17 protein-coding genes are annotated in these 16,766 nt (G+C 64.3%); 2 read left to right on the top strand and 15 right to left on the bottom strand.

Annotated features, from left to right (window positions below):
* Nucleotides 1–69: 69 nt before the first annotated feature.
* Complete coding sequence (locus tag AC0L3C_RS24460; protein WP_473279472.1) at nt 70–678, top strand: TetR/AcrR family transcriptional regulator; 609 nt, start codon at nt 70–72, stop codon at nt 676–678.
* 28 nt (nt 679–706) lie between these two features.
* On the opposite strand, the gene AC0L3C_RS24455 is transcribed toward AC0L3C_RS24460, so the two are convergent.
* The 15 genes from AC0L3C_RS24455 to urtA form a co-directional block, all read right to left on the bottom strand.
* Nucleotides 707–2,365 (bottom strand): CHASE domain-containing protein, encoded by a 1,659-nt coding sequence (locus AC0L3C_RS24455; RefSeq protein WP_473264583.1) that lies wholly within the window; start codon nt 2,363–2,365, stop codon nt 707–709.
* Between the two features lie 295 nt (nt 2,366–2,660).
* Nucleotides 2,661–3,284: an urease accessory protein UreG gene (gene ureG, locus AC0L3C_RS24450; RefSeq protein ID WP_473409160.1), complete on the bottom strand. Its 624-nt coding sequence runs from the start codon at nt 3,282–3,284 to the stop codon at nt 2,661–2,663.
* Between the two features lie 151 nt (nt 3,285–3,435).
* On the bottom strand, nt 3,436–4,164 hold the full coding sequence (locus AC0L3C_RS24445) for an urease accessory protein UreF (protein ID WP_473279473.1): 729 nt from the start codon (nt 4,162–4,164) through the stop codon (nt 3,436–3,438).
* Nucleotides 4,145–4,768 carry an urease accessory protein UreE gene (locus AC0L3C_RS24440; RefSeq protein ID WP_473279381.1) on the bottom strand — a complete coding sequence of 208 codons (624 nt, stop codon included), beginning with the start codon at nt 4,766–4,768 and terminating at the stop codon, nt 4,145–4,147. Before AC0L3C_RS24440 ends, AC0L3C_RS24445 begins: the two co-directional genes overlap by 20 nt.
* 15 nt (nt 4,769–4,783) lie before the next feature.
* On the bottom strand, nt 4,784–5,083 hold the full coding sequence (locus AC0L3C_RS24435) for a putative quinol monooxygenase (RefSeq protein WP_007599815.1): 300 nt from the start codon (nt 5,081–5,083) through the stop codon (nt 4,784–4,786).
* Between the two features lie 140 nt (nt 5,084–5,223).
* Nucleotides 5,224–6,939 carry an urease subunit alpha gene (gene ureC, locus AC0L3C_RS24430; RefSeq protein ID WP_473264580.1) on the bottom strand — a complete coding sequence of 572 codons (1,716 nt, stop codon included), beginning with the start codon at nt 6,937–6,939 and terminating at the stop codon, nt 5,224–5,226.
* Between the two features lie 37 nt (nt 6,940–6,976).
* Entirely contained in the window at nt 6,977–7,516 is a 540-nt protein-coding gene (locus AC0L3C_RS24425; RefSeq protein ID WP_473264579.1) for an HD domain-containing protein, read from the bottom strand.
* Between the two features lie 57 nt (nt 7,517–7,573).
* Nucleotides 7,574–7,879, bottom strand: a complete 306-nt coding sequence (locus AC0L3C_RS24420; protein ID WP_007599812.1) for an urease subunit beta — start codon at nt 7,877–7,879, stop codon at nt 7,574–7,576.
* A gap of 9 nt (nt 7,880–7,888) precedes the next feature.
* Complete coding sequence (locus tag AC0L3C_RS24415; protein WP_473264578.1) at nt 7,889–8,191, bottom strand: urease subunit gamma; 303 nt, start codon at nt 8,189–8,191, stop codon at nt 7,889–7,891.
* A 24-nt stretch (nt 8,192–8,215) separates the two neighbouring features.
* On the bottom strand, nt 8,216–9,046 hold the full coding sequence (locus AC0L3C_RS24410) for an urease accessory protein UreD (RefSeq protein ID WP_473264577.1): 831 nt from the start codon (nt 9,044–9,046) through the stop codon (nt 8,216–8,218).
* Between the two features lie 31 nt (nt 9,047–9,077).
* A complete protein-coding gene (gene urtE / locus AC0L3C_RS24405) occupies nt 9,078–9,773 on the bottom strand; it encodes an urea ABC transporter ATP-binding subunit UrtE (RefSeq protein ID WP_473264576.1) in 696 nt (231 codons plus the stop codon).
* A gap of 3 nt (nt 9,774–9,776) precedes the next feature.
* Nucleotides 9,777–10,538: an urea ABC transporter ATP-binding protein UrtD gene (gene urtD, locus AC0L3C_RS24400; protein ID WP_473264573.1), complete on the bottom strand. Its 762-nt coding sequence runs from the start codon at nt 10,536–10,538 to the stop codon at nt 9,777–9,779.
* On the bottom strand, nt 10,535–11,713 hold the full coding sequence (gene urtC / locus AC0L3C_RS24395) for an urea ABC transporter permease subunit UrtC (RefSeq protein ID WP_473264572.1): 1,179 nt from the start codon (nt 11,711–11,713) through the stop codon (nt 10,535–10,537). The genes urtD and urtC overlap by 4 nt, the downstream gene beginning before the upstream one ends.
* Nucleotides 11,710–13,317, bottom strand: coding sequence for an urea ABC transporter permease subunit UrtB (gene urtB / locus AC0L3C_RS24390; protein ID WP_473279383.1), 1,608 nt, complete (start codon nt 13,315–13,317; stop codon nt 11,710–11,712). The genes urtC and urtB overlap by 4 nt, the downstream gene beginning before the upstream one ends.
* Nucleotides 13,318–13,401: 84 nt before the next feature.
* Nucleotides 13,402–14,724, bottom strand: a complete 1,323-nt coding sequence (gene urtA / locus AC0L3C_RS24385; protein WP_007599797.1) for an urea ABC transporter substrate-binding protein — start codon at nt 14,722–14,724, stop codon at nt 13,402–13,404.
* A gap of 480 nt (nt 14,725–15,204) precedes the next feature.
* Between urtA and AC0L3C_RS24380 the strand changes: the two genes are divergently transcribed.
* Nucleotides 15,205–16,746, top strand: a complete 1,542-nt coding sequence (locus tag AC0L3C_RS24380; RefSeq protein ID WP_473264570.1) for a DEAD/DEAH box helicase — start codon at nt 15,205–15,207, stop codon at nt 16,744–16,746.
* Nucleotides 16,747–16,766 lie beyond the last annotated feature (20 nt).

The raw sequence follows: 16,766 nt of genomic DNA, 5'->3' as shown, positions 1-16,766 counted from the left end.
GCTAGGCCGGCCATTACGGCTGGGCTATGCGGAGCGGCAGCGGATTGCGCGAGGAGGCCGGGCGTGGTGATGGCGAATGGCGGGAGTGAGGGAGCCGACAGCGCGCCCCGGCGCGGCCGGCCAAGGTCGATCGAGACCACCAACGCCATTCTCCAAAGCGCCTATGCGCTGATGGCCACCACCGGGCTTGCCGCCACCACCATCGACGCGATCGCACGCCACTCCAGCGTCTCCAAGATGACGATCTACAAATGGTGGCCGTCCCGCGAAGCCTTGCTGATCGACGCTTTCCTTCACCATGCCGCGCAGATGCTGCCGCTGCCGCCTGCAAGCTCGGGCAGCCCCGCCGCGCGCGCACGCCGCCATGCCGCGGCCTATGCCGAAGCGCTCCAGGGCGAGTTCGGCAAAGTCCAGCTCGCCGTCATCTCCGAATGCATCTCCAAGACCGGCTCGGCGGAGCTGTTCTACGCCCGTTATCTGCAATTCCGGCGCGACGCGCTGATCGAGATGATCGCCGCGGGCCAGAGCGACGGCAGCATTCTGGCGGAAGCTCCGCCCCAGGATCTCTACGACGCGATCTATGGCGGCCTGTTCTACCGCTACGTCTTCGGCATCGCGCCGATCACGCCGGCCTACGCGCGGACTCTGGTTGACCTCGTGCTGCGGCCGAAGAGCTAGGCGTTTTCGAGCGAACTCCAGCCTCGAATTACCGCGCCGGCCGGATCGGTGCTGACAGCTTGTCGGTACGGTCGCGCTCGGTCATGTCCTCTACCGTCTCCATCGGCGCGGTCAGCTCGTAGACATAGGAGACGTCGGTGAAATAGCGCTTGGCGGTGCCGCCGAGCGCCTCGGGCGCGACGCGGTCGAGCAGGATCAGGCCGAAATCGGAATCGGGGCGGCGCGTCGCTTCGCTGGTGTTGAACTCCTCCCAGCGGAAATAGAAGACCTCGCCGGCCCCCTCGTTGGTCACCGTCCAATTGGCAGTGATGTGCGGATGCTTGCCGACCAGCGATAGGCCCTCGTCGGAGTGCGAGGCGAGCTCGAAGAACAGCAGCGACAGGCTCTGCGCCGCGCGCGCGCTGACTGCGATGTCAGGACCGGTAACGGCGATGCGGTCGGCATGCGGGATGGCGCGCGCCTCGAACAGGCCCTTCAGCTTGACGCCCTGCCACTGGCTCTCGCTGAGCAACGAGACGACGTTGGACATGGCATGGATGCGACCGATCAGGAGCTCGCGCGCGACATCGATGTCGGAGCCATGGCGCAGCGTACGGGTCACGATCGACTGGATCACCGCCAGGATGTTTTTGACCCGGTGGTTGAGCTCGTCGATGACAGCCGTCAGCCGGCGCTCGAAGCCGATTCTGACCTGGATTTCCCGGCTGAGCCGCAAATTGTTGTAGGCGACATAGCCGAACAGGCCGCACACCATCGCGGTGATCGCAAGGCCGATTGCCGCCACGATGATCGCAGTCTGCTCGGCGCGGCGCGCCGAATTGGTCTTGGCGTAATAGCCGAGCTGCCAGTCGCGACCACCGAAGCTCACCGTGCGCGTCGCCGACGGGGCCGGCCCATCGGCCGCCGTCGTGCGGGCCGAGACCACGCCTTGATCGTTGGCGACGAGCTCACCACCCTCGCGGCGCGGATCCTTCAACGCGACCGCGAACAACGACATGTCGTCGTTGGTCAGCATCAGGGAGGAAAGCTCGTAGGAAAATGTGATGAAGCCCGCCGGCTCCGTCGCGCCCTCTGGGATGACGGGAGCGGCCACAATGATGCCGATCGGGCCGCCGCTACGCAGGAGGGCAACCGGTTCCGAGGCAACCGACCTCTTCTCCACTCTGGCGCGCGCCAGCATGGCGCCGCGCACCTGGTCCTGGTCGTAACTGCGGCCGGGCAGCCCTTTGGTCTCGTTGCTGCGCGGCTCGAGATCCATCAGCACGTCGATCGGCTGGGTAACACCTGCCGGATCGATCGGCTTGTCGTCATAGCTGCGGATTCGCGGATTGGGGAAGCCGGCGCTCGCGATGGCGGCCTGCGCTGCGGCAAGCTCGTTCGGCTTCAGGCGGGCGACCCAGCCCGCCACCACGAAATCGGTCTTGAAGGCGTAGATGGCCGAGCGCAGCGGCTCGAGCATGTTAGGCTTGAGCACCGACGGCGCCCGGAACAGGCCGGAGGCAACCCGCGCGAGCAGTTCGCGCTCGGTGAGCCGGTCCTGGACCAGGCTTGCATGGACATCGATCGCGCGCGCCAGCGCGATCCGGTCCAGCGCCAGCTCCTGGTCGTGGACGCGATAAGCCGCAAGCCCGGAGAGCAGGGCTCCGAGAAGAGCAATGAAGCCGATGATGAAACCCAGCCGGACCACGCGACTACTCAGGCGAAAGCTGGAGGTCGGCAATAAACACGGAGCATATGGACGCCGCTCGAACGGGCACGTGCCGAAACAGGGTGGACCCCAATGGCCGGGATAATGAAGGAGGAGGCATCGGTACGCAACTTGGTCGCCTGAGAAGCTTAAATCGGCCCGCCGATGGTCGGGCCGGGTGGATTTGCTCCGGGCACCGGAGGTAATCAATTGCCGTGACCGAAATTTGTTCCGCGGACACGGCTCTGCCCAACGCGTTAACGGGGGAAACGCCTGCGTTAGGTCGTCGCGCCGGTCAGCCGGCCCGTTTCAAGCCGCCTTTGGCCTCAATGAAGCCGATGATGCGGTCCAGCCCCTGGCTCTTCTTCAGGTTGGTCATGACGAACGGCCGCTCGCCCCGCATGCGCCTGGCGTCCGTCTCCATCTTTTCCAGGGAGGCGCCGACATAGGGCGCCAGGTCGATCTTGTTGATCACAAGGAGGTCGGACCGGGTGATGCCTGGCCCGCCCTTGGACGGGATCTTGTCGCCGGCCGCCACGTCGATGACGTAAACGGTGAGATCGGCGAGCTCCGGGGAAAAAGTGGCAGCGAGGTTATCACCGCCGGATTCGATCAGCACGAGATCGAGCCCCGGAAACTTGGCGCGCATATCCGCCACCGCGGCGAGATTCATCGAGGCGTCCTCGCGGATCGCGGTGTGCGGGCAGCCGCCGGTCTCGACTCCGGCAATGCGATCCGGCGTCAGCGAGCCCGAGCGCACGAGGAATTCCGCATCCCATTTGGTGTAGATGTCGTTGGTGATCGCGGCGATGTCGTAGCGCTCGCGCATGGTCTTGCAGAGCAGGTCCATCAGCGCGGTCTTGCCCGATCCGACCGGACCGCCGATGCCGACACGCAAGGGGCCGTGAGATTTCGACATGCTCTCTCCTAATGTCGTCCCGGCGAAGGCCGGGACCCATAGCCACCGAACTCAGTTGATGTGGCGGGCTGTGGCCACATCCCTCCATCCCCACAAAGATTCGTGCTTATGGGTCCCGGCCTTCGCCGGGACGACGGAGTGAGGCTCGTGCTCAAGATCTGAACAGCCGCGTATATTGCGTCTCGTGCCGCAGGCTGGCGAGGTCGGCGCGAAACGTCGCGCCACCGAGATGGTCCAACATCGCACCCAGCGCACGATTCGCCGTCGCGGCAACCGCGGCTTCCAGCCTCACCAACACGCGCTGGCTGTCGGTCTGGCCGAGCGGAATGAGCCGGCTGGCCGCGGAGATCCAGTTCGAGACCAGCGCATGCAGGAAGGCGTGCAGCGTCGGCCCCAGCGGCACGCCGTGCACCGCGGCGACCACGCCAACAGCAACGGGATAGACCAGCGGCGTGCGGCATGCCGCAACCATGCCGTCCAGCCCGTCGGCATCCCACGCGGCGCGGGCGATATCGATAAAGGCACGGCCCTGCGACGTCGTCTCCAGCTGCCGCTCGCGCGACGGCACGAAGGCCGCGGCGAGCTCGGCGATATCGCTCAAGGTGTCGCCCTCGCCCGCTTCAGTGGCGCGATAGGCGTGGACCAGAAACGTCGCATCGCAGAAGCCGGAGCCATCGCGAAGCATCGCGTCGAGCCAGTCCGCCAGCGACGCGGTCTCGGTGATGTCGCCGGCCTCGACCGCCCATTCGATGCCGCTGGAGTAGGAAAAGCCGCCGACGGGAAACGCGGGTGACAGCCAGGTCATCAGCCGGTACAGCGCCGCCGCCTCGCGCTCCGCGAGGTCGCGGGCCGCGACCGGCTCATTTGTGGTCATGAGCATGCTTGTGGCCATGGTGATGGTCGGGGTGATCGCAATGCTCGTCGTGGTGATGGTGATCGTGACCGTCGCCATGTGCGGCATGATCATGGTGGTGATCATGACCATGATGATCATGATGATCATCATGGTCATGATCGTGATGCGCGTGGTCGTCATGTCCATGCGCACGACCGGCATCGGCATAGGCGCCGCCCTCGGGATCGAACGGCGCCTCGATCTCGATCACGCGCGCGCCGAGGCCCTTCACCATGGCTGCGATGACGTGGTCGCGGCGGATGCGCAGGCCCTTGGCCATGATCTGCGTCGGCAGGTGGCGATTGCCGAGATGCCAGCCGACGCGAATAAGGTGGTGCGGATCGTGGCCGCGGATCTCGAGCAGCGGCTCGGGCGCTGCGACCACCTCGACCAGCCGGCCGTCCTCCAACACCAGCGCATCGCCGCCGCGCAGTGCGACGGCATTCTCCAGGTCGAGCAGGAACTCGAGCCCCCGCGTTCCCGTCATCGCCATGCGGCGGCGGTGTCGATCGTCGAAATCGAGCACGACCGTATCCGCCGGCGCTTCCGCGAAACGGTGTTGTCCCCTGACCTGCGTCGCCCGGATCATGCGCTTTTTACCCCGTTACCGTGTCTCGACCTTCTCGGGCGTGATCACTTCGATCTTTGGCGGCGCCGTAAAACACTTCACCGCAACGCGGCCGAACGTCTTCATGTGCTCCATGGCGCGATGCGGCACCAGCGCCTCGGCATTCTCCCACTGCTCCACGAACACCATCTTGGCGGGATCGGTGACGCTCTCATGCAGATCATAGGCGATATTGCCGGGCTCTTTCCGCGTCTCCTTGATGCAGGCGGTGGCGGCTGCAATGAATTCGGCGCGCGTTTCAGGCTTGATGGTCAAGGTGGCGACGACATAGATCACGAGAAATCCTCCCGGCTTTTCTTCTGGGCTTCAGATACCCGGCGGGACCTTAGACCAGGCGGGATCGAACGCAAAACCGGAAAAGCTGTCTCCGATATGCGACCACGACATGGTCCTGGGACATGCGTTGAGGCGCTATTTCAGTACATGAAATATCGCTGCGCCATCGGCAGCACCTCGGCGGGGGCGCAGGTCAAAAGCTCGCCGTCGGCACGGACCTCATAGGTCTCCGGATCGACCTCGATATTGGGCGTGGCGTCGTTGTGGATCATGCTCTTCTTCGAGATCCTGCCGCGGGTGTTCTGGACCGCATAGAGCTTCTTGTCGATGCCGAGCTTGCGCGCGAGGCCGCCGGTGATCGCGGCCTTCGAGGTGAACACCACGGAGGACGCGGTCATCGCCTTGCCGAAGGCGCCGAACATCGGCTGGTAATGCACCGGCTGCGGGGTCGGGATCGAGGCGTTGGGATCGCCCATGGGAGCCGCGACGATCATGCCGCCCTTGACGACGCAGTCCGGCTTGACACCGAAGAAGGCCGGCGACCACAGCACGAGATCGGCGAGCTTGCCCTTCTCGACCGAGCCGATCAGCTTCGAAACGCCATGCGCGATCGCGGGATTGATCGTGTATTTGGCAATGTAGCGCTTGACGCGGAAATTGTCGTTGTCCTTGCCCTTGTCCTGCGGCAGCGACCCGCGCTGCTTCTTCATCTTGTCGGCGGTCTGCCAGGTCCGGATGATGACCTCGCCGAGGCGGCCCATGGCCTGGGAGTCCGAGGAGATCATGGAGAGCGCGCCGAGATCATGCAGGATGTCCTCGGCCGCGATGGTCTCCTTGCGGATGCGGCTTTCGGCGAACGCCAGATCTTCCGCGATCGAGGGATCGAGGTGGTGGCACACCATCAGCATGTCCAGATGCTCGTCGATGGTGTTGCGCGTGAAGGGCCGCGTCGGGTTGGTCGAGGACGGCAGCACGTTCTTCAGCCCTGCGACCTTGATGATATCAGGGGCATGACCGCCGCCGGCGCCCTCGGTGTGGAAGGCGTGGATCGTGCGGCCTTTGAACGCCTTGATCGTATCCTCGACGAAGCCGGATTCGTTGAGCGTGTCGGTGTGGATCATCACCTGGATGTCGTAGTCGTCGGCGACCGACAGGCAGGTGTCGATCGCAGCCGGCGTGGTGCCCCAGTCCTCGTGCAGCTTCAGCGCACAGGCGCCGGCCTTGATCATCTCGACCAGCGCGGCGGGCCGCGAGGCGTTGCCCTTGCCGGAGATGCCGAGATTGACCGGGAAGGCGTCGAACGACTGGATCATCCGCCCCATGTGCCAAGGCCCCGGCGTGCAGGTGGTGGCGAACGTACCATGCGAGGGACCGGTGCCGCCCCCCAGCATCGAGGTGACGCCCGACATCAGCGCGTGCTCGATCTGCTGCGGGCAGATGAAATGGATGTGGCTGTCGAAGCCGCCGGCGGTGAGGATCTTGCCTTCACCCGCGATCACGTCGGTGCCGGGGCCGATGATGATGGTGACACCCGGCTGGATGTCGGGATTGCCGGCCTTGCCGATGCCGGCGATCATACCGTCCTTGATCGCGACGTCGGCCTTCACGATGCCCCAATGATCGACGATCAGCGCATTGGTGATGACGGTGTCGGCCGCGCCCTGCTTGTTGGTGACCTGCGACTGCCCCATGCCGTCGCGGATCACCTTGCCGCCGCCGAACTTCACTTCCTCGCCGTAGGTGGTGAAATCCTTCTCGACCTCGATGATGAGGTCGGTGTCGGCCAGCCGCACCTTGTCGCCGGTGGTCGGGCCGAACATGTCGGCATAGACGGAACGCTTTATTTTGACGGACATCACAAGCCCCGTTTGCGTTTGAATTCTGGATCGGTGTTCACAGCGAGGTCCTCGCTGTGAGCACCATGTCGTCGAATGTCGTATCGAGCCAAGAGTTGCCGCCGCGGCAACCGGCGACAACCTGCTCGGCCCAGTCGGTGTAATCGACCAGGTCGTCACGTTCCTCGGCCGTCGGATCGGAATGCACGCGCGCGCCGATATTGCTGATCTTGTCGGCGATCTTGATCAGCCTGGCGCCATCCGATTTTTCCGGTGCGTCGAGCACCTGGCGCCGCCGCCGCTCCGGCTTCGGCAGGCTCATATCGTCGGTGCATTCCTCGACAAGCGACGCGACACGGTCGGAGAATTTTTGCACGAGCTCCTCGCGCGTGGTGTCGGTGTCCTCGATCGCATCATGCAGCCAGCCGGCGGCAACGAGTTCGGCGTCGGCGCCGTCGGTCGCGATCGCAAGCAGGTTCGCGACCTCGGCGAGGTGGTTGATGTAAGGCTCATGACCGCGGCCCTTGCGCGCCATGCCGTTGTGGCGGCGCGCGGCGAGTTCGGCGGCTTCGGAGACGAGGCGGACAGGTGACAGCATGGCAAAGTCCTCCGTTTTCGCCTCAACCGTGGCGCGCCACGCTCGTTCCTGTGGATTTCACAGCTTCCCCATCACGTCGCCGCGGAAGCCGTAGATGGTCTTCTTGCCTGCCACCGCGACGAGCTGGACGTCGCGGGTCTGGCCCGGCTCGAAGCGGACCGCGGTGCCGGCGGCGATGTCGAGGCGCATGCCGCGGGCTTTCTTGCGATCGAACTTCAGCGCCGGGTTGGTCTCGAAGAAATGATAGTGCGAGCCGACCTGGATCGGGCGGTCGCCGGTGTTGGCGACCGTCAGCGTCACGGTCTTGCGGCCGGCATTGAGCTCGATCTCGCCGTCCTGGATGAAGAGTTCGCCGGGGATCATGCTTCTCTCCTACCTGATCGGCTCGTGCACAGTGACGAGCTTGGTCCCGTCCGGAAAGGTCGCCTCGACCTGGATGTCGTGGATCATCTCGGGAATGCCCGGCATCACCTGCTCGCGGGTGAGAACCTGCGCACCCGATTGCATCAACTCGGCGACGGTGCGGCCGTCCCGTGCGCCTTCGAGGATGAAATCGGAGATGAGCGCGATCGCCTCCGGATGGTTGAGCTTGACGCCGCGATCCAGCCGGCGGCGGGCCACGATCGCCGCCATCGAGATCAGAAGCTTGTCCTTTTCGCGCGGAGACAGGTTCATACGAAATCTCTTCCGTTCACTTCGTCAATTCAGCCAGAGCCGCGGCAGCGCCGCACCGGTGCGCGCCAATACGGCCATCATGTCGCCGCGCAACCGCGCCGCATCTTGGGCACAGAACCGCGCCATTGCAAAGCCATTCCAGGCGGATATCCCGACCTCGCCGGCGAAGGATTCCGAGACCTCGCGGAGACGCTCGATCAGGGCCTCGTCGCCGGGCACGATCAGCGCCGTGCCGATCGCAGCGCCGCCCTTGGCCACCGCCGATCGCGCAAGCTTTGCGCCGATATTGCCGTCGAGCCTGACGGTCTCGGCGAATACTAGCTTGCCCCCGCGACGCAGCCGCCAGCGGTCGACGAACTCGCCCTGCTCCATCCGTTCGCCCATCGCGGTACGGCCGAACACCACGATCTCGCACAGCAGGAGCGAGGCAGTCGCATCGAGGTCTATGTCGAAGCGGCGCTGCACGCGCGCCCGGTTGAACAGGATCGTCTCCTGCGGCAGCCAGCCGAGATGCGCGCCTGCAGCAACCTTCAGCGCTATATTGAGCTCCGCCGCCTGCCCTGGCGCGCGGTAGACCTTTTCCGCGGCCGCCGTGGTCAGCGTCAGCTTCGCACGATCCGCGGCCGCGATCTCGATGTCGAAGCGATCGCCGCCGGCGACACCGCCGGCGGTGTTGACGAACACGCCGGAGAGCCCTTCGTCCTCCGGCGAAGGGAAGCGTACGCGCAGGGAGCCGGACTCATGCAAGATCCCGCGACGCGTCACACCGTCGCGCGCGTGGACCTCGAAGCGCACCGCGCCGCGGGCCCGGTTGGCGTCGAACACTGAAGATGTCGCTGAAACGTCGCTGCGCATCCGCCTCCCCAGCCGGTCGCGGCAGAATGGCCTACAGCGCCATCTGGCGGCTGATTTCGCTCGCGTCGAGATTGGAGCGGTCGCAGGTGAACTTCACCGCGCCGCGATCCATCACCGCAAAACTGTCGCCGAGTTCGCAGGCAAAGTCGAGATATTGTTCGACCAGCACGATGGCGATGTTGCCGAGGTTGCGCAGGTACGAGATGGCTCGGCCGATGTCCTTGATGATCGAGGGCTGGATGCCCTCCGTCGGCTCGTCGAGCAGCAGCAGCTTTGGTCGCATCACCAGCGCGCGCCCGATCGCGAGCTGTTGCTGCTGACCGCCGGAGAGGTCGCCGCCGCGCCGGCCGAGCATGGATTGCAGCACCGGGAACAGTGAGTACACGTCGTCCGGAATGTGCTTGTCCTCGCGCTTGAGCGGGCCGAAGCCGGTCTTGAGATTTTCCTCGACGGTCAGAAGCGGAAATATCTCGCGCCCCTGCGGCACGAAGCCGATGCCCTTGCGCGCACGCTCATAGGGCTTCAGGCCGGTGATATCGCTGCCGTCGAGCACGATCGCGCCCGAGGAAATCGGGTACTGCCCGACCATGGCGCGCAGGAGCGAGGTCTTGCCGACGCCGTTGCGCCCGAGCACACAGGTGACCTTGCCGGGCTCGGCCGCGATCGACACGCCGCGCAGCGCCTGCGCCGCGCCGTAGAACAGGTTGATGTCCTTGACCTCAAGCATCGCTCACCGCCCCAAATACACTTCGATGACCCGCTCGTTGGACGAGACCTGGTCGATGGTGCCTTCAGCGAGCACGGTACCCTCGTGCAGGCAAGTGACCTTGACGCCGAGCTCGCGCACGAACGTCATGTCGTGCTCGACCACCATCACGGTGTGGGTCTTGTTGATTTCCTTGAGCAGCTCGGCGGTGAGATGCGTCTCGACGTCGGTCATGCCAGCAACGGGCTCGTCGACGAGGAGCAGTTTCGGATCCTGCGCCAGCAGCATTCCGATCTCGAGCCACTGCTTCTGGCCGTGGCTGAGGCTGCCGGCGAGACGGTGGCGGGCATCGGTGAGGCGGATCGTCTCCAGCACCTTGTCGATCTGCTCGGACTCCGCCCGGCTGCCGCGCCAGAACAGCGTACCCTTGACGCTGTGGTCGACATTGAGCGCGAGCAGCAAATTGTCCTGCACGGTCTGGCTCTCGAACACGGTCGGCTTCTGGAATTTACGGCCGATGCCGAGCTCGGCGATACGGGTTTCGTCCAGCCGCGTCAGATCGGTGACGCCGTCGAACAGCACGGTGCCTTCATCGGGCTTGGTCTTGCCGGTGATGATGTCCATCATCGTGGTCTTGCCGGCGCCGTTCGGGCCGATGATGGCGCGCATCTCGCCGGGCTCGAGCGTCAGCGAGAGGTTGTTGATGGCGTGGAAGCCGTCGAACGAGACGTGCACGCCGTCGAGATACAGCATTGCGGAGGTCGCGCGGGTGTCCATGACGTTCATTGCACCTCCTCCGCCATTTTGGGTTCGGCGACGCCGTCTTCGGCCGCGGCACTCGCAACGGTCGCGGCGTCGCGCCTTTCCTTCGACGAGTCCCACCAGGCGTTGAAAGTGCCCACGATGCCCTTGGGCAGCAGCAGCGTTACCAGGATGAACATGGCACCCAACATGAACAGCCAGTAGGGCGCGAGCATGCCGGAGGTGAAGAACGTCTTTGCGTAGTTGACGACGACGGCACCGAGCGCAGCGCCGACCAGCGTACCGCGGCCGCCGACCGCTACCCAGATTACCGCCTCGATCGAATTGCCCGGTGCGAATTCGCTCGGGTTGATGATGCCGACCTGCGGCACATAGAGCGCGCCGGCGACGCCGGCCATGCAGGCCGACACCGTGAACACGAACAGCTTGTAGGATTCGACGCGGTAGCCGAGGAAGCGCGTGCGCGATTCCGCATCGCGCACCGCGATCAGCACCTTGCCGAGCTTGGACGAGACGATGGCGCGGCAGATCAGGAAGCCGGCGATCAGCGCCAGGCAGCTCAGCGCGAACAGCGCAGCACGCGTGCCCTCGGCCTGCACGTTGAACCCCAAAATGTCCTTGAAGTCGGTCATGCCGTTGTTGCCGCCGAAGCCGAAATCGTTGCGGAAGAAGGCAAGCAGCAGTGCATAGGTCATCGCCTGGGTGATGATCGACAGATACACTCCCGTGACGCGGGAGCGGAAGGCGAGCCAGCCGAAGCAGAAGGCGAGCAGCCCCGGCACGATCAGCACCATCAGCGCGGCAAACCAGAACATGTCGAAGCCGTACCAGTACCAGGGCAGCTTCGAATAGTTCAGGAACACCATGAAGTCGGGCAGGATCGGGTTGCCGTAGACGCCGCGGCTGCCGATCTGCCGCATCAGGTACATGCCCATCGCGTAGCCACCGAGCGCGAAGAAGGCACCGTGGCCGAGCGAGAGGATGCCGCAATAGCCCCAGATCAGGTCGATCGAGAGCGCCAGGATGGCGTAGCAGACATATTTGCCCCAGAGCGCGACGAGATAGGTCGGCACCTGCAGGAACGAGCCCGCGGGCAGCAGCAGGTTGGAGAGCGGGATGAGGATGCCGCAGGCCACGACGACGGCAAGGAAGATCGTGGCGCCGCGGTCCAGCGATCGCGTCAGCATGTGAGGGGTCATGCTTCCACCGCACGGCCCTTGAGCGCGAACAGGCCGCGCGGCCGCTTTTGAATGAACAGGATGATGAGAACGAGGATGGCGATCTTGCCGAGCACGGCGCCGGCGACCGGCTCCAGGAATTTATTGGCGATGCCGAGCGTGAAGGCGCCGACCAGCGTGCCCCAGAGATTGCCGACGCCGCCGAACACCACGACCATGAAGCTGTCGATGATGTAGCTCTGGCCGAGATTGGGGCTGACATTGTCGATCTGCGACAGCGCCACACCGGCGATGCCGGCAATGCCCGAGCCGAGGCCGAAGGTGAGCGCGTCGACGCGCGAAGTCGCGATGCCCATCGAGGCCGCCATGCGGCGGTTCTGCGTCACCGCGCGCATCTCCAGCCCGAGCGCCGTGTAGCGCAGCATCGCGAGCAGAATGACGAACACCGCGAGCGTGAAGACCAGGATCCAGAGCCGGTTATAGGTAATGGTGATCTGGCCGAGCTCGAACGCGCCGCTCATCCAGGAGGGGTTGCCGACCTCGCGGTTGGTCGGGCCGAACATGGTGCGCACCGCCTGCTGGAGCACCAGCGACAGGCCCCAGGTCGCCAGCAGCGTCTCCAGCGGACGGCCATAGAGAAAGCGGATGATGCTGCGCTCGATCACGACGCCGAGCGCGCCCGCCACCAGGAAGGCAAGCGGCACCGCGATCAGCAGCGAATAGTCGAACAGGCCGGGATAACGGGTGCGGATCACCTCCTGCACCACGAAGGTGGTGTAGGCCCCGATCATCACCATCTCGCCATGGGCCATGTTGATGACGCCCATCACGCCGAAAGTGATGGCAAGGCCGATTGCGGCAAGCAGCAGCACCGAACCGAGCGAAAGGCCATACCAGGCATTCTGCACCATCGACCAGACCGCGAGCGAACTCTGGATCGAGCCGATTGCGCTCGCAGCAGCCTTGGTCACCGAGGCCGGCTGGTCGCCCATGCCCGTCAGCAGCGCCATCGCCTCCTGGTCACCGCGCGCCTTGATGGTGGCAACGGCTTCGAGCTTCTCGATCTCGGTGGCATCAGGCTTGAACAACAGGATCGCCGCGCGGGCGTCGCCCAGCGCAGCCTTGACGGATCGGTTGGTTTCCTTGGCGAGCGCGCCATCGACGGCTTCGAGCGATGTCTCCTCATGCGACTTGAAGACGGATTGCGCGGCCTGAAGACGTGCTCCGATATCGGGTGACTGCAGCGTCAGGCTGCCGATCGCGGCATCGACGCTGCGGCGCAGGCGGTTGTTGAGGCGGACCGCGCTCGCACTGTCGGGCACGCTGGCCACGGCCTGACCGGTCGCGGCATCGATCGACTTGCCGTCGGTGCCGGTGACGTAAACCTTCTTGCTGTCAGGATCGGCCATGAGGCGGCCGTCCTGGAGCGCGCTGATGATCGGAAAGGCCAGCGTATTGCCGCTGCTTGCGACCACGCCGATCGCCTCTTCCGTGTCGGAATAATCGTCGTTGGCGAATTTTGCGACCGCATCCTCGAACGGGCCGGCCAAGGCCGGCATTGCGAACGCGATCAGGAACAACGAGAGCACGAGCGAACAGAGGCGGGCGGACAAATTGGCTGGCACTGTGAAAGACCCCGGCAGAAAAGGGTGGAGAAGGCGGCGGGATCGCCGCCTTCTCCGATCGTGCAATGGAGCGTCAGATCCGGATCAGGAGCCCGAACCGAGGCACTTGTTGGTCTTGGTGTTGAAGTTACCGCACTTCTTGCCGACCCAGTCGCCGACCAGGTCCTTGGAACCGTCGAGCTCCTTCGACCAGGCGTCGCCCGCGACAAGACCCGGGGTCTTCCACACCACGTCGAACTGGCCGTTGGCTTTGATTTCGCCAATGAACACCGGCTTGGTGATGTGATGGTTCGGAAGCATCTTGGAGGTGCCGCCGGTCAGGTTCTTGGCTTCGATGCCCGGGAGCGCATCGATCACCTTGTCCGGATCGGTCGACTTCACCTTCTCGACCGCCTTGACCCACATGTCGAAGCCGATCACGTGCGCTTCCATCGGATCGTTGGTCACGCGCTTCGGATTCTTGGTGTAGGTCTGCCACGCCTTGATGAACTTCTCGTTCTCCGGCGACTTGATCGACTGGAAGTAGTTCCAGGCGGCGAGATGGCCGAGCAGCGGCTTGGTGTCGATGCCGGCGAGTTCTTCCTCACCCACCGAGAACGCGACGACCGGAATGTCCTTCGCCTTGATGCCCTGGTTGCCGAGCTCCTTGTAGAAGGGAACGTTGGCGTCGCCGTTGATGGTCGAGACCACTGCGGTCTTCTTGCCGGCCGAGCCGAACTTCTTGATGTCGGCTACGATCGTCTGCCAATCGGAATGACCGAACGGCGTGTAGTTGATCATGATGTCTTCCTGGGCGACACCTTTGGACTTCAGATAGGCTTCCAGGATCTTGTTGGTGGTGCGCGGATAGACGTAGTCAGTGCCCGCGAGCACCCAGCGCTTCACCTTCTCGTCCTTCATCAGATAGTCGACGGCGGGGATCGCCTGCTGGTTCGGCGCGGCGCCGGTGTAGAACACGTTGCGCTCGCTCTCCTCGCCCTCGTACTGCACGGGGTAGAACAGGATACTGTTCAGCTCCTTGAACACCGGGAGCACCGACTTGCGTGACACCGAGGTCCAGCAGCCGAACACGACCGAGACCTTGTCCTTGGTGATGAGCTCGCGCGCCTTCTCGGCGAACAGCGGCCAGTTGGAAGCGGGATCGACGACGACGGCTTCGAGCTTCTTGCCGTTGACGCCGCCCTTCTTGTTCTGCTCGTCGATCAGGAAGAGGATAGTGTCCTTCAGCGTGGTCTCGCTGATGGCCATGGTGCCGGAGAGGGAATGAAGTACGCCGACCTTGATGGTGTCGTCCGCGGCCTTCGCACCAGAAATGGAAGCCAGACCAAGCATCAGTCCGGCGGTCGCGGCGAGAACGCCACGGCGGCTAAATGGCGCCGCTATATCGTGAGTGGATTTGCTATGCATGAGTGTCTCATCTCCCTGACGCAGACGTGAAAAACGCTGCGAAACGGCCCCAACGGCCGCCTGCGATTAACGGATTCGCAAGAACCGTGCCATGGATTTGACACCTACTAAGCACTTGAGTGTGTTGAAGAAATAGACGGAAAACGAAGTGTCGCCACGACGGTACCGCCTAAACATTGAGCAATTCAAATGTATGCGAATGCGGCAGGCAGGTTATTTTCTGAGCAAATTTCTCCCTCTGGCTAAATTTCCGGCATAACTATTTCTGCACCGCGATCGCCGTTTGTGTGGGGCGTGCCTTGAAAGCGCCGCCTCAATGTTCCATATGGGGGCTGAGGTCTCTTGCGAATCAGGCGACCGTTGCGAGCCGCGTGTTCTTAAGCCCTTACGGGCGTCTGGCTTGCCCCATCCCATCAAGCCATCCGACACCCCAAACACGCAGGTGTCCCTCTCGACACCCTTTTGCGCGCGCCGCGCCGAATGCGCCGGGCGCCCGCTTTTGACATGGAAAGAACCCATCTTTTGACTTCGTTTCAGGATTTCGGCCTCGCCGAGCCCATCGCCCGTGCTCTCACCGAAGAGAACTACGTCACCCCCACCCCCATCCAGGCCCAGACGATTCCGACCGCGCTGACCGGCCGCGACGTCGTCGGCATCGCCCAAACCGGAACCGGCAAGACTGCGTCCTTCGCGCTGCCGATCCTGCACCGCCTGCTCGAGAATCGCATCAAGCCGCAGCCGAAGACGGCCCGCGTCCTGGTGCTGTCGCCGACCCGCGAACTGTCCGGCCAGATCCTTGACAGCTTCAACGCTTATGGCCGCCACATCCGCCTGTCCTCGACCCTCGCCATCGGCGGCGTGCCGATGGGCCGTCAGGTCCGCTCGCTGATGCAGGGCGTCGAGGTGCTGGTCGCCACCCCCGGCCGTTTGCTCGACCTCGTGCAGAGCAACGGACTGAAGCTTGGCAGCGTCGAATTCCTCGTGCTCGACGAAGCCGACCGCATGCTCGACATGGGCTTCATCAACGACATCCGCAAAATCGTCGCCAAGCTGCCGATCAAGCGGCAGACGCTGTTCTTCTCGGCCACCATGCCGAAGGACATCGCCGAGCTGGCCGACGCCATGCTGCGCGACCCCGCCCGCGTCGCAGTAACCCCGGTCTCCTCGACCGTGGAGCGCATCCAGCAGCGGATCATTCAGGTCGATTTCTCCGCCAAGCCGGCGTTCCTCGCCCAGCTGTTGAAGCAGGAGCAGGTCAATCGCGCACTGGTTTTCACCCGCACGAAGCACGGCGCAGACAAAGTGGTGAAGACGCTCGAGAAGGCCGGCATACCCGCCAGCGCCATCCACGGCAACAAGTCGCAGAACCATCGCGAACGGACGCTTGCCCAGTTCCGCACCGGTGAAATCCGCACGCTGGTCGCCACCGATATCGCCGCGCGCGGCATCGATGTCGACGGCATCACCCATGTCATCAATTTCGACCTGCCCAACGTGCCGGAGACCTATGTGCATCGCATCGGCCGCACCGCGCGCGCGGGTGCCGAGGGCACCGCGATCTCGCTGGTCGCAGGCGGCGAGGAACTCAGCTATCTCCGCGACATCGAGCGGCTGATCAAAGTGGCGCTGCCGCGTGAGGATCGCCGCACCGACGCCGGGCGCCGCGATGCGGGCCCTCCCCCGCAGCAGCAACGACAGGGTCGGCCGGGCCGTCCGGGCCAGCGTCAGCAAGGCGCAAGGCATGGTGAGGGACGCCACGGTGACGCTCGACGTGCCGACGAAAGGCATGCGGACGGGCGCCACCACAGTGCCGCCAAGCAGGGCGACGGAAGGCCCGGCAGCGGCCCGAAGGCAGCTCCTCGCGGCCGCTCCGGAGGCAAGGCGCATTCTTCGCCAAACGGCCGTCCGGAACAGCGTTCCGCGCATAGCGCCGGAGCGTCTGATGGGATACAAGGCGTTGCCTTTTTACGCCGCGAGAGTCGGCCGAATGGCCAACCGAACCGCAAACCCCATTCGCACTAGCCGTCCACGACCTGGAGAAA

Source organism: Bradyrhizobium sp. WSM4872 (assembly GCF_055811715.1).
Note: the sequence above shows the minus strand (reverse complement) of the source record. Positions and strands in the feature narration are given on the sequence as shown.